This window comes from Microcoleus sp. D3_18_C2 (genome assembly GCF_036702395.1).
GTDB lineage: Bacteria > Cyanobacteriota > Cyanobacteriia > Cyanobacteriales > Microcoleaceae > Microcoleus.
Map to the genome: position 1 here is coordinate 65,742 of NZ_JAUBTG010000009.1, position 12,498 is coordinate 78,239.

Genomic DNA, 12,498 nt, shown 5'->3' on the forward strand with positions numbered 1-12,498 from the left:
ACTAGGCAGAAACTCAGCCAGACTGAGTAGAATAGCAAGTATTGTAAGAATTCATTTACGATCGTCCAAATATTCCCCAAGGCTTTAGCGGAGGGGGCACAGGGCGCGGTAGTACGTCCGGTAAGGGTAACACCTTATAAAACAGTTCGATCGTCAATCGTGAAAAATTGACCGCTCAAACCTGTAACTATCAAGAAGCTTCGCTATTAAACTACTGCTTGTAAAACCATTCATGCCTGTGATTGAAAGAAGACAAAATCGCAACCTACCCCAGATCAACGAAAATATTCGATACCCCAAAATCCGGGTAATCGATACCGACGGCGCGCAACTAGGGATATTGACACCTGCAGAAGCGCTGCGCCTCGCCGAAGAAAAAGAACTCGATCTCGTACTTGTCAGCGACAAAGCTGACCCGCCCGTATGCCGGGTAATGGACTATGGGAAGTACAAATTCGAGCAGGAAAAGAAAGCGCGAGAAGCAAAGCGGAAGCAGCACACTGCCGATGTTAAAGAAGTGAAGATGCGCTACAAAATTGAAGAACACGACTACCAAGTGCGCCTCAAACTAGCAGACCGCTTTATCAAATCTGGGGACAAAGTAAAAGCCACGATCATGTTCAGAGGTCGGGAAATCCAACACAGCAACCTAGCAGAGGACTTGCTTAAGCGCATGGCCACAGATTTGCAGGAAATCGCAGAAGTGCAGCAAGCCCCCAAAAAAGAAGGACGCAGTATGATGATGCTGCTGTCGCCAAAGAAAGTATAAATAGATAGTCATTAGTGAGCAGTCATCAGTCATAAACTGGTGACTGATAGCTGATGACTTCGGAAGTTAGTCAGGAATAAGCTACCACACAGGGAAATCAACGCTGCATGGAAAATTTTCAAATCAGCGGTTCGGCGGGAGTAAGACAAGGAGTGCTGCGATCGCTCAACCTGCGATCGGAAGAAGTAGAGCGAACCGTACTGATGTTCCTCGTCTACACTCTAACCTCCGTCGGGCTGATCTGGCTGGAACTCAGCACAGTAGGTCTTTTTCTAGATGAATTTGGTGCAGACAAAATGCCCTGGATTTATATAGCCAGCGCGTTTATAGGTTCTGGCTTGGGATTTGTCTACTCGTGGCTGCAAAAAATCCTGCCGCTAAGGCGCACCGTAGTGGTTGTTCTGGCAATGATGTCGATACCGCTATTTTTATTTCGATTCGGGATCGGCTACGAAAATACTAAGATAGCTGGCGTCAGCATCGCTTTTATTACTATTTTTTTGATGTGGCTGTGGGTAGAAGCTTGCTATGTCCTCAACGACCTTAATACTTCTATCACTTCCAACCAACTGTTTAATATTAGAGAAATCAAGCGCACCTATCCGCTAGTCAGTAGCGGCTATCTAGTAGCTGGAGTAGTCAGCGGATTTTCTCTGCCTGTTTTGCTGTACGTAGTCGGACTCAAAAACGTTACCCTCATATCGGGGTTGATGGTGGCGATCGGCTCGGTGTTGCTGTACTACCTCACGGAAAAATACAGCCAAGCATTCCCGGAAACGGCTCACTGGACGGATGATGATGATGAAGACGACGACCAAGAAGAATTTACCGCCCGCAAAGTTACAGGCCCACTTCAAAAATACGCCGTACCTCTAGTCAGTTTTTTCATCCTCGCAGAAGTCGTCTACGTGCTGGTAGATTTCCAATTCTACAGCCAGCTAGAATACCAAAACCCGGGGGACGGAGCTAGCTGGATCGCTAGCTTCTTGGGCATTTATGAAGGCATACAAGGCCTGTTTCAAGTGGCGACTCAGTGGTTCGCTTCGAGCCGGTTGGTGGAAAGAATCGGTGTATTCGTGACGGCGATGATTTTGCCGGCGGGCATCGCTATACTCGGAGTGCTGACCATAGGAGCCTCTCTCGGCCAGCTAGTATCTGTGTTCATCGGGCTAATATTGCTGAGATTTTTAGACGAACTGCTGCACTACACGCTTTTGGAAACTGTTAGCCCGGTTTTATTTCAACCGATTCCCGACAATATTCGATCGGGCATTCAAACTCTGGTCAACGGTGTGGGCGAACCTTTGTCCTGCGGAGCTACAGGAGTAGGCATCCTGATTATGCTGTGGGTGACAGGCAAGATACTCCCCCAGCAAGACGAAAATGTATTTCACGACCAGCAAAGCTTGATATTTATTGGCGTGATCGTCATATTGGCACTGTTGTGGGTGTTTGTCGTATGGTTGATCCGCTCTCAATACGTGGGTTTGTTGGTCAAAAGTGCGGAGCGGGGGCGCTTGGGCGTCACAGACGTTGACCTCAAAGCTCTCAAGCGCGCAGTGGTGGAAACTCTACAAAAGCCGGGGGGCGAAGATGAAAAGCGCTCTTGCATAGAACTCCTGACGCAAATTGACCCCAAAAATGTCGGAGAAGTTCTGGCTCCCCTCCTCGATTCGCTGTCCCCTGGTTTGCAGCGCCAGAGCTTGGAAACGATGCTGCAACACCCGAACCCCGCCTATTTAGAATCAGTCCGCGCACTCTCGCAGCAATCCTTGCCGCCGGAGGTTCTGGCCTTGGCTTTGCGCTACATCTGGCTGACGGAAGCTGAACCGAATATTGAGAGCTTGCGGCCTTACTTGCAGCCGACGGTCGATCCGGTGGTGCGGGGGACTGCTGCTGCTTTAATTATGAGAAGGGGCGATCGCCTGCAAAAGGCAGAGGCTACTAATACGCTGCGCCAAATGCTGACGCACAAACAAGAGCGGGAACGTGTTATGGGGACGCGGGCTCTGGGAGAAGCTGATTATTTGCAAGGACTGCGGCTGCATATCCCCAATCTGTTGCAAGATGAATCTCTGCGAGTGCGCTGCGCTCTGTTAGACGTGATTTCGTCTACTCATTCGGAAGAATATTATCCTTCGCTGTTGCGCGGACTTGGTTACAAATCGACTAGGGAAGCGGCTTTGCAGGCTATAGTCAAACTTCACAACGATGCCATTCCTTTGCTCGTTTATTTGGCTGAGGATATCCACAAGTCGGATTTGGTCAGGTTGCAAGCTTGGACGGCTCTGGGTCAAATTGGGACAAATGAGGCGATCGACATTTTGGTGAGCAATTTGATGACGGCTTGGGGAACGACGAGGCGCAATATCCTCCGCATCCTGTTGAAAATGCCTTCGGAAGCGGGGATAGAAGGGGTTCTAGACCGCATCGGCCGTAGCGGCTTGGAAACTCTTATCGAACAGGAGTTAATGTTTATCGGTCAAATTTATGCAGCTCTAGTAGATTTTTCTGGGGTAACAACCTACGGCAATTTCTCGGATCGGGAAGCCAACAGCACCGGAGCACCTGGGAACGATACGGCTCAATTGTTGCAGCGGGCTCTGGCGGGATTGGAAGCTGATGCTAGGGAGCGGTGTTTTTTGCTGATGAAGTTTCTTTATCCGCTGGACACGGTACAAGCCGCTGCTTTCAACATCGCTTCTGGCCAACCTTCTTTGGTTGCGAGGGGATTGGAAATTCTCGATAATACTGTGGATATAGCTAGGAAGCGATCGCTCATCAATTTGTTAGACCAACACTCGGAAAGAGAAAAATTGAGCAACCTCTCGGAATTGATGGTTTACAAACCTCTAGCGCCTAGCGATCGTTTGCGCCGCTTGCTAGAATTGCGCCACTTCCTTTCCGATTGGGCCTTGGCCTGCTGCTTTCACTTGGCGAGACAAGCGCGCTGGAGTCTTACGGCTCAACAAACTCTTGTCTGTCTGCAGCACCCGACGGGTTTTGTCCGCGAAGCAGTGTTAGCCTATTTGAAAATAGCCTCGCCGCGGGCTTTGGTCGAATTGTTGCCCAGGCTGCAAAATGACCCCGATAATTTGGTATCCGCTCAAGTTGAAGAAATGATGGCAGAGTTGGGTGCTGGGGGGAAAAGGTAAAGAAGGAAGAAGGAAGAGGGATGAGGGAACAAAAAGAAACTATGCCCAATGCCCAATGCCCAATGCCCAATGCCTCTTCCTCTTCCTTTGTTTAAGTTTAAATTAATCATTGCATCTCATTATGTTAACAAGCGTCGAACGCCTATTGTTTGTGAGGGAGGTTCCGATTTTTAAGGAACTGCGGGATGATTTTCTCGTGCGTCTAGCATCGGTAATGGATGAACTTTCATTTCCTTCTAAGCACAGGATTTTTACGGAAGGACAAGAAGGTCGATCTCTCTATATTTTGGTATCGGGAACGGTGCGGGTGCATATAGGCGATCGGGATTTGGCACAGTTGAAAGCGGGGGCTTGTTTCGGGGAAATGTCGCTGTTTGATGCAGAACCTCGATCGGCTTCTATTTCTACTCTCGAACAATCCGAGTGTTTGATGCTGACTCAAATGCAGCTATACGATGCGATTGATGAAACGCCGGGAATTGCGGTGAATATTATTCGCTTGCTGTCGCGCCGGATTCGGGAGTTGAATCAAAAGTTGAATGCTAAAGAAGCGATGATGCCTCCTACAGAGACTGTGAGAGTTCCTGAAATGCGATGAAATTGGGGAATTGAGAATTGTGTTTTTAGTCGATCGGTAATTCTGCACAATTTATCTTCTGTAAGGTGCCAATAGCGCACAATTTTTCTGGCTAGTGTCCGCTATTTGCACCTCATACTATATTTACAAAAAAAATGTAACTATAGACAACCCCCAAACCCGAATATTCATCAGTCATAGCCAATCTAAAATCTAAAAACTAAAATCTAAAAACTAAAATCTAAAAACTAAAATCTAAAATGGCATGACTATCGCCAATAAGGTCGGCCCTTCCAAAAAACTCCCACCGTAACTCCGATGAGTGCAGCTTCCGATAAACTTGCTAATAAAGGAGGGATGGGTAGGAATGACTTTAACACCAAACCCAAGAGCACGCAGAAAACTAAAACCCACAAACTAATTCGGTTGAGCAAAAATTGTTGTTGCCAATACTCTAAAAAGTACACTGCTAAAGCTCCCATTCCCAGTGCAGCAACGAAAGGTATCAATGTCCCGAGGGAGGAGCCGTAAAGAAGCGTCACGACGTTGCGGATTGGCCGCGATTGCGTGAAACCCCAGGCTAAAAATAGCTCCACTCCAATCACGATTGAGTTGACGAGGGCGGAAATTTGCAGCATTTCTCGCCAAGGTAAAAGTTTTAAGCGCCGCAGAAAATTGTTCACGATCGGCAGATTAGGTAGGTTGCTTTGATTTTATAACAGTTTTGCCCTGGCGATCGACCTTTGATGACAATTTGTGAAGTAAAATAAAGATATAGAGCAGTCTCTTGACAAATTCACCCAGAGTACCTGCCTATTAATTGTTGGAACCGCGAAAGGAAAAAAGTTATGGTGGAGAACACTGTCGATTGTGCTGTAGCTTGCGTCAATGGCTGCATTCTGGGCGACAAGTGCCCGAAGCGGGAATACGCAGAAGCAACGTCCAACTTTATTGAAAATACTTCTCTGGATAAAATGCTAGAAATAGCAGAGGAAGCGGTGAGAAGGAAACGGACGGAACCCCCCAAATGGGTAATTCCTGATTTTCCCGAATAGAATTAACATCCCCATTAAAAAGCGATCGCCCTTATCAAACGGGCGATCGCTTTTTGTATTCCCAATGAAATAGCTGCTCAGAATCAATATATTTCCTGGGATAGAAGCTAAAAGCTTAAATAGCAATTACAATGTCATTTAATGATAGCCATTGGCAATTACTAAAAATAATTCAGCTCAAGCGAAATTCGGACATTTTTAATTTAATTGAGTTCAAAAACAAACAGGAGCAAGTCTCGTGGCACAGCAAAAGGAACGCAACGCAAAAACAACAAGAGATGGTGATAATTTGGGCGAATTGCCTCAAGAAATTACCGAATCTTACGGTACAGGCGTCATCGATCAACCGGGAGTGAGCCAAGACGACATAACAACTCTGCAGGACAGCAGTTCGGAATACTCTTCCACTTCCCAAATCGGCGGCGAGGACGGCGATCCGGCTGCGGAACAAGAAAGTGCCACGGGCGAGCAATCTGTGGGCGGAACCGCGCCTACTCCAGACCTGGATATGGTTGATGAACTCGGAGCCGCTGCGGGCATAGAGATGCCGGATGGGGCTATTTTGCACACAACAGATATGCTGGAACATCGAGATGAAAGCCGGTGGGAATTAGACCCGAGTTCTGCGGAAGATTATCAGGAACGACCGGATTTCTAGGTCGATTTTTTACAAAAAAATAGATAGTATAATAGGAGCGGGTTCACCAGTATCCATACTTCATATCCGAAGTATTTGTAAATCCGCCCCTCCTCACTTTTGCTCTCGCAACACATATCCAACTCCCCGAACCGTATGCAGCAGGCGTTTTGAGTTACTTGCTTCTAATTTAATCCGTAACGCACGGATATACACTTCAATAATGTTTGACTCTCCCATAAAATCGTAACCCCAAACTTTTTCTAAAATTCGGTCACGGGTAATGACTTGACGGGAATTTTGCAGCATAAATTCTAACAAATCAAACTCTTTGGCAGTGAGTTCAATTAGTTGACTGCCTCGATAAACTTCACGGGTTAAACCGTTCAATATTAGGTCTTCAAATTGTAAATTATCCGGGTCATTTGCTTGAGATCGGCGCAGACGTGCTTTAACTCTCGCGAGGAGTTCTTCCATACTGAAAGGCTTAGTAACATAATCATCGGCTCCAGCATTTAATCCCGTCACGCGATCGGGTACTTCATCTTTTGCTGTCAGCATAATTATTGGTACTTGAACACCAGTCGATCGCAACCTTAAACAGATGTCTAATCCAGAGATGCCGGGAAGCATCCAATCTAAAATTAATAAATCCGCTTGAGCATCACGAGCGATCGTTAATCCATCCAATCCGTTTGGGGCGACAGTGACGTGATATCCTTCAAGACTAAGTTCAGATTCGATGAACTTTGCCAGTTTAGGGTCATCTTCAACAAGGAGTATGCGATCGCTCATAGCTGCGGATTCCAGACAGGTAAGGTGATAGTAAAAATACTACCTTCTCCCGGTTTAGATCGGAGCGTAATACGTCCTTCCATGCCTTCGATCAGGCTTTTGGCGATCGCCAATCCCAGCCCTGTACCGTCTCTAGAGCGCGTCATTGACTCATCCACCCGGTAAAATCGCTCAAAAATCCGGTTTTGATGGGGGAGAGAAATACCAATTCCGCGATCGCCCACATGAATCATCACCTGCTGTTCCCTCTTTTCTAATACTAACTCAACTGGTTGTTCGGGAGCAGAATACTTGATTGCATTATCGACTAAGTTAATTAACACCTGTTGTAAACGATCCTGATCCGCACAGGCTACAACATCCTCATCATTTGACACGAAAATAATTTTTCGATTGCTAACTTTTTGACTCATCTGGGCAACCTCAGCCACCAGAGTATTCAGCATCACCGGATTCAAACGAAAGTGCAAGTTGCCACTATCAGCCCTTGCCAAATCCAGCAAATCTTCTAACATCCGAATCGTGCGTTCAGTTTCCCCAACGGCTGTTTCCAGTGCTTGTTGCTGATAGTCACTTAAGTTAGTGCTGCGTCGCAGCAAACTTTGTAAATAACCAACTACAACCGTCAGAGGAGTGCGTAATTCGTGGGAAACATTACCGACAAATTGGCGTTGTTGCTCCCAGGAACCAGATAAGCGAAACAACATCTCATTAAAGGTTTGTGCTAGTCCTAAAATCTCATCAGGAGCCTGATGCAGTTGGAGTTTTGCCGCCTGCAAATTATCAGCAGACAAAGTGCTAGCTACCTGACTCATATGTTCCAAAGGATGGAGAGCATGACGAATGCGACTGGCGATGGCCAACATTAACACTAAGATTACCACAACACTGACAACAATTAGACTGCGAATCCCATCATTTAATTGACGTTGCTCATCAGTGATATCTTGAGAGAAATATACCGTACCCAGTAACTCATTTTTAATCCTCAGAGTTCTGCTACAGATCACCAAATAGCGATCGCCCACCTGAACAAAAGTAGGCTCAGCAGGTACTTCGGTCAACGAGATCATCTTCGTAATCTTAGAAGATTGCAGATCCATATCAGGTGAATTCACCAAAAGCATCCCATCATTTCGCTTCACCCACACCATAATTCCTCCTGTGGAAGCTTTATGGACGCTTCGGGTTAAGCCAATTTCTAGTGAACCCATTTCACTATAAAGCTCAACCTGTTCGGGAAAGCGTATTCCAATGTATTCCAGGGTTTTTTTATGGGCACCGACTAAATTTTGCGACCTTTGCCAGCCGGCCCAAAATGCCACACTGCTAAGTCCTATAATCGAGAGTACCAGCAATTCCAGTGTCAGGCGAAACTGAAGCGAAGAGGTGGAAATTCGCTTGCCAGTGAGAGGGTTGATAGCGACTATAAATTGGGGAATGAGCTTCATTATATCGTCAGGTAGCGAGGAGACTTAAGCATTAAAATTAGGAAAAATTCCAACTAGATTGTTCCTGGACGCACTGTACAGTCAGAAACCGGGTTTTTTTACGAAAATCCTTCGTTATAGCCAGGAGATTCGCTAAAAAACCCGGTTTATTTGGTATGATTGCGTCTAGGACTATAGCTCCAAAAAATCATTAGAATGCACCCTTAAAAGTTTTCCGCAGTACCTTTAATCTGGTTAAACTCAAATCGTCGATCGTAATCTGTTACACCATAAAGATTAAAACTAATGGTTGGTTGATCTCCCAGTGCTTCCACATGATGAATCGCATCTGGCATTAAGCACAAAACGTCACCAGGGGCAAGCAAAATATCGCCCACTGTTGTGATTTTATCGGGAAACTTGCGAGTTGGCGATCGCTGCCAAAAAGTATTTTTCTCCTGTCCATCAAGTAGCGCCACCAGTCCCCAACTGGCATGATTGTGAATCGGAGAAACAGCACCCGGAGCCCAAGCCACCAACTGCACCGTCAGAGGAAAAAATGGTTCATCATACAGTGTTTGTACGGCCCAGCCTGTCTCAGAGTCAGGCTCAAGGAGAGCAATTTGAAACCAGGAAGAACTATCTAACAACCTGCGGACAAGGGGACAAATTGCCTGGAGTCGTAAATAATCATCACTAATTTGCTCTAATACATCTTCCAAGTCAGTTAAAAAGCGGTAAAGTCGGTAGGGATGAGTCAAATCTTCAATTTGACTTGTAGCCTCAAAAATACTGCACTGTCCATCATCAGTCACTAACCAGTCTTTTCCTGTCATAATTTCTCAACTCGCGATTAAATTACTGCACTACTAAGTTTCTCATCAGCAATCTTGGGTTGAGAAACCAGATATCTAGCAAGAAACCCGGTTGCTAAGCCAAGAGTGTATCAAGGACTCTTAAGGATAGTCAGGGTTAATCTCCACTCTATAAGAAATTCCGGGTAACTAGATGATGCGTTCCTAATTTCCCGATGAATTTTTGCTGAATAAAGGGACGTATAAAGTATTCAGAGTTTTATCTCTCATCCATCTCTTCCTCATCTAGCACTCATTTTCTTGAGCATTAATGTAAATAACCTCAAAGCTTGAGGACAACAACAAGCCAGCATAATTCCCAGAGAGCAAGAACTCTCAAGCAAACATCTGGCGTGGAATTACTAACAATTTATCTGGAAATTAGACACATGAAAGTAAAATACATTACTACGATCGCCATTGCCGCCATTCTCGGTTTGGTAACAACTAATGTTAGCTACGGCAACTTCAAGGCATCAACAAACTCAAACTCTACAACGGTTTCATCCAAGGTTGCACAATCCAATCCTTGTGCGGGTAAAGCCAATCCTTGTGCTGGTAAAGCCAATCCTTGTGCGGGTAAAGCCAATCCTTGTGCGGGTAAAGCCAATCCTTGTGCGGGCAAAAGCAGCACAGCAACCGTTCATCCTGAATTTTACACCGAAAAAGGTGTGGCTCTTGATGGTCAGGATGTTGTAGCCTATTTCACCCAAAGCAAATTAGTTATGGGAGTTAGCCAATTTAAACATAATTGGGGTGGAACAACTTGGATGTTTGCTAATGCAGCAAACCGTGATATGTTTGCTAAAAATCCTGAAAAGTATGCTCCTCAATACGGTGGATATTGCGCCCAGGGAACCAGTGAAGGGCATCTTGTTGTCACTCAGCCTGACGCCTGGAAAATCGTTAATGGGAAGCTTTATCTCAACTACGACAAGAAAGTACAAGCACAGTGGATGGGGGATATTCCTGGTCACATTGCTTCAGGAAACAAAAATTGGCCTGCTATTCTGAATAACAAAGAACTGTTCCGCTAAGGAATGAGAATTAAATAACTTCCACAAGTTTGTGGGATGGGCGTCCCGTCCGTCCGTTTTGGACGGGCGGGACGCCCATCCCACTTTCAAGAGTGGAAGTTATTTAGTTCTCATTCCTTAACAAGCTGTACCTCACACAATTGACAACTGCTATATTTTCTGAGCGAGCAAAATATTGGGTGACTTATCCTTCATAAAGCGTGTTGGTAGTCAGGACTTCAGTTGTATCTATGCCGATGAACAATTACTATTAGTCCTGACTACCAAATTCCTGTGCTTAGATCGCCGGATATGATATTATGTATCGCAAAAACCGGGTTAATGAAGCCAACTCTCCTCAAGAAAAAGGTGATCTATGGAATTTAAAGATTTTCTGGGTTTGCTGCATCCTATTTTAGCTGTAGCGATTGTTTTTCCTATGCTTGGTGTTGTTCTCAATATGGCGTGGCAAACTATGCAGCGTCGCAAGCAAATTGCGATCGACACCAAGAGCAAAATTCCACCTGTAGTCGGTTCAGAACACGTCAAAGCAGGTCGAATTCTGTCAGGTTCTGTGGTAGGAGTGACGTTGGTGGGTCTAGCCTACCCGATTTTTGAGCATATTTTGAGCAAGGATGTTTGGAGCAAAAACTCGTTTCAGGTCATTTTCATTGTGCTGATGTTTGTTGCAACTGTGGGTTCTTTGGTCATGCTATATCGAGCGACACCCGCTTTATGGCGCGGCATATTTTCGACCCTAACAGGTACGGGTTTGGTGATTCTTGGCACTCAGGATGGCGTTTATCGGCGAACCAATGAATGGTATTGGTCTCACTACTACATTGGCATCGCCGCTGCGCTAATTATGGTTTTTTCCCTTGCCATCATTGAAGACATTTACAAAGACCGTTCAAATCGCTGGCGCACTATCCATGTCATCTTGAACTCGATCGCCGTGCTGCTCTTTCTGGGACAGGGAATGACCGGAACCAGGGATTTATTAGAAATTCCTCTTAACTGGCAGAAACCCTATATTTATACCTGTGATTTCACCAATAAGACCTGCCCAAAACCGTGAGCGATCGCATTACTTTGAGATTCAAGTCTAAAATTAGTATAAATTAGAAGGGCGGGACACCCCACAAGAAATTTCATGTATTGTGAAACAGGCATCTTGCCTGTTTTTAAGATGTGATGTATTGTGGAACAGGCATCTTGCCTGTTTTTAAGATGTGATGTATTGTGGAACAGGCATCTTGCCTGTTCTTGAGATCAGAATGTTGCAATATCTCACTCACTACCAATCAGTCACCAATCTTAATCATTGCGAGTCAAACCCTGAAGACTAACTTGCAAAATCGACAAACCCAAAATTAGCAAAAACAAAACCAGCCCGATCGTACAAGCATAGCCAATTTCCAAATCCTTAAAAGCCCGTTCGTAAAGATAATAAACAACAGTCTTAGAATTATTGCGAGGGCCGCCCTGAGTCATAATATAAACTTCTTCAAAAACCTTAGTAGCAGAAATCGCCGAAATTACCGCAACCAAAACTAAATACGGCTTCATCAGCGGCACAGTAATATCCCAGTGCTTTCCCAAACCATCAGAACCATCAATAGCAGCCGCCTCATAAAGTTCTGCCGGAATAGCTTGCAGCCCTGCCAAATAAATTACCATGTAATAGCCCAATCCTTTCCAGATAGTAACTGCCATGACGCTAAAGATTGCTAACTTCGGATTAGCCAGCCAAGAAACAGGAGGTAAACCCAACAATTCCCCCAACTGATTCAGCAGTCCAGTCTCAGCAAACAGCCACTTCCAAGCAATCCCAGCGACAACCATGGAAATCACCGCCGGCGTGTAGTAGGCTGCACGAAACCAGTTCATCCCCTTAAGTTTTTGGTTGCACAAAATCGCCATTCCCAACGGTAGAACAACCAATACAGGCACAACGCAGGTGAGATACAGCAGCGTATTCGTCAAAGTTTGCCAAAATACTCGATCGCCCCACAACCTCTCAAAATTCTTTAAACCCACCCACTGCGGCATTTGAGTTAAATCATATTCGTAGTTGGTAAAACTCAAATAAAAAGCTTGTACCGCAGGCCACAAAACAGTCAAACTCAAAATAAATAAAGCAGGTAGCAAAAACAAATAAGGAGTCAGGTTTCGTCGCAAAAAAGTCAAAGGCATAAATTAGTTATTAG

General features: G+C 45.4%; 12 protein-coding genes. 7 read left to right on the top strand and 5 right to left on the bottom strand.

Features of this window, described 5'->3' with window-relative positions:
* The first annotated feature begins 232 nt into the window (after positions 1-232).
* The 3 genes from infC to QUA88_RS08500 all read left to right on the top strand — a co-directional run bounded on the left by infC (position 233) and on the right by QUA88_RS08500 (position 4,522).
* Complete coding sequence (gene infC / locus QUA88_RS08490) at positions 233-769, top strand: translation initiation factor IF-3 (RefSeq protein WP_006635262.1); 537 nt, start codon at positions 233-235, stop codon at positions 767-769.
* Positions 770-876: 107 nt separating this feature from the next.
* Complete coding sequence (locus tag QUA88_RS08495; protein WP_333056100.1) at positions 877-3,924, top strand: HEAT repeat domain-containing protein; 3,048 nt, start codon at positions 877-879, stop codon at positions 3,922-3,924.
* Between the two features lie 121 nt (positions 3,925-4,045).
* Positions 4,046-4,522, top strand: coding sequence for a Crp/Fnr family transcriptional regulator (locus QUA88_RS08500; protein WP_190660410.1), 477 nt, complete (start codon positions 4,046-4,048; stop codon positions 4,520-4,522).
* Positions 4,523-4,770: 248 nt separating this feature from the next.
* Here QUA88_RS08500 and QUA88_RS08505 read toward each other — a convergent pair whose 3' ends face one another.
* Complete coding sequence (locus QUA88_RS08505) at positions 4,771-5,184, bottom strand: peptide chain release factor 1 (RefSeq protein ID WP_333056101.1); 414 nt, start codon at positions 5,182-5,184, stop codon at positions 4,771-4,773.
* A 165-nt stretch (positions 5,185-5,349) separates the two neighbouring features.
* On the opposite strand from QUA88_RS08505, the gene QUA88_RS08510 reads away from it, so the two are divergent.
* Together QUA88_RS08510 and QUA88_RS08515 are read left to right on the top strand one after the other, a co-directional pair.
* Positions 5,350-5,556 carry a hypothetical protein gene (locus QUA88_RS08510; protein ID WP_333056102.1) on the top strand — a complete coding sequence of 69 codons (207 nt, stop codon included), beginning with the start codon at positions 5,350-5,352 and terminating at the stop codon, positions 5,554-5,556.
* A 238-nt stretch (positions 5,557-5,794) separates the two neighbouring features.
* The gene (locus QUA88_RS08515; protein WP_333056103.1) at positions 5,795-6,214 is read left to right on the top strand and encodes a DUF6335 family protein; all 420 of its coding nucleotides are present in this window, start codon (positions 5,795-5,797) and stop codon (positions 6,212-6,214) included.
* A 93-nt stretch (positions 6,215-6,307) separates the two neighbouring features.
* Here the strand turns inward: QUA88_RS08515 and QUA88_RS08520 are convergent, their stop codons facing one another.
* The 3 genes from QUA88_RS08520 to QUA88_RS08530 all read right to left on the bottom strand — a co-directional run bounded on the left by QUA88_RS08520 (position 6,308) and on the right by QUA88_RS08530 (position 9,254).
* Positions 6,308-6,988, bottom strand: a complete 681-nt coding sequence (locus QUA88_RS08520) for a response regulator transcription factor (RefSeq protein ID WP_333056104.1) — start codon at positions 6,986-6,988, stop codon at positions 6,308-6,310.
* A complete protein-coding gene (locus tag QUA88_RS08525) occupies positions 6,985-8,439 on the bottom strand; it encodes a HAMP domain-containing sensor histidine kinase (RefSeq protein WP_333056106.1) in 1,455 nt (484 codons plus the stop codon). Before QUA88_RS08525 ends, QUA88_RS08520 begins: the two co-directional genes overlap by 4 nt.
* A gap of 203 nt (positions 8,440-8,642) precedes the next feature.
* Positions 8,643-9,254, bottom strand: coding sequence for a cupin (locus QUA88_RS08530; RefSeq protein ID WP_333056107.1), 612 nt, complete (start codon positions 9,252-9,254; stop codon positions 8,643-8,645).
* 407 nt (positions 9,255-9,661) lie between these two features.
* Between QUA88_RS08530 and QUA88_RS08535 the strand changes: the two genes are divergently transcribed.
* Together QUA88_RS08535 and QUA88_RS08540 are read left to right on the top strand one after the other, a co-directional pair.
* Positions 9,662-10,309 carry a YHS domain-containing (seleno)protein gene (locus QUA88_RS08535; protein ID WP_333232092.1) on the top strand — a complete coding sequence of 216 codons (648 nt, stop codon included), beginning with the start codon at positions 9,662-9,664 and terminating at the stop codon, positions 10,307-10,309.
* A 355-nt stretch (positions 10,310-10,664) separates the two neighbouring features.
* Positions 10,665-11,366, top strand: a complete 702-nt coding sequence (locus QUA88_RS08540) for a DUF4079 domain-containing protein (RefSeq protein ID WP_333057407.1) — start codon at positions 10,665-10,667, stop codon at positions 11,364-11,366.
* 239 nt (positions 11,367-11,605) lie between these two features.
* On the opposite strand, the gene QUA88_RS08545 is transcribed toward QUA88_RS08540, so the two are convergent.
* Positions 11,606-12,484 carry a sugar ABC transporter permease gene (locus QUA88_RS08545; RefSeq protein ID WP_333271216.1) on the bottom strand — a complete coding sequence of 293 codons (879 nt, stop codon included), beginning with the start codon at positions 12,482-12,484 and terminating at the stop codon, positions 11,606-11,608.
* Positions 12,485-12,498: the final 14 nt, after the last annotated feature.

What these genes read in the sequence shown, in the direction of transcription:
- infC (WP_006635262.1), top strand. Translation starts at nt 233, where the DNA reads ATGCCTGTGATTGAAAGAAGACAAAATCGCAACCTACCCCAGATCAAC.
- QUA88_RS08495 (WP_333056100.1), top strand. Translation starts at nt 877, where the DNA reads ATGGAAAATTTTCAAATCAGCGGTTCGGCGGGAGTAAGACAAGGAGTG.
- QUA88_RS08500 (WP_190660410.1), top strand. Translation starts at nt 4,046, where the DNA reads ATGTTAACAAGCGTCGAACGCCTATTGTTTGTGAGGGAGGTTCCGATT.
- QUA88_RS08510 (WP_333056102.1), top strand. Translation starts at nt 5,350, where the DNA reads ATGGTGGAGAACACTGTCGATTGTGCTGTAGCTTGCGTCAATGGCTGC.
- QUA88_RS08520 (WP_333056104.1), bottom strand. Translation starts at nt 6,988, where the DNA reads ATGAGCGATCGCATACTCCTTGTTGAAGATGACCCTAAACTGGCAAAG.
- QUA88_RS08525 (WP_333056106.1), bottom strand. Translation starts at nt 8,439, where the DNA reads ATGAAGCTCATTCCCCAATTTATAGTCGCTATCAACCCTCTCACTGGC.
- QUA88_RS08530 (WP_333056107.1), bottom strand. Translation starts at nt 9,254, where the DNA reads ATGACAGGAAAAGACTGGTTAGTGACTGATGATGGACAGTGCAGTATT.
- QUA88_RS08535 (WP_333232092.1), top strand. Translation starts at nt 9,662, where the DNA reads ATGAAAGTAAAATACATTACTACGATCGCCATTGCCGCCATTCTCGGT.
- QUA88_RS08540 (WP_333057407.1), top strand. Translation starts at nt 10,665, where the DNA reads ATGGAATTTAAAGATTTTCTGGGTTTGCTGCATCCTATTTTAGCTGTA.
- QUA88_RS08545 (WP_333271216.1), bottom strand. Translation starts at nt 12,484, where the DNA reads ATGCCTTTGACTTTTTTGCGACGAAACCTGACTCCTTATTTGTTTTTG.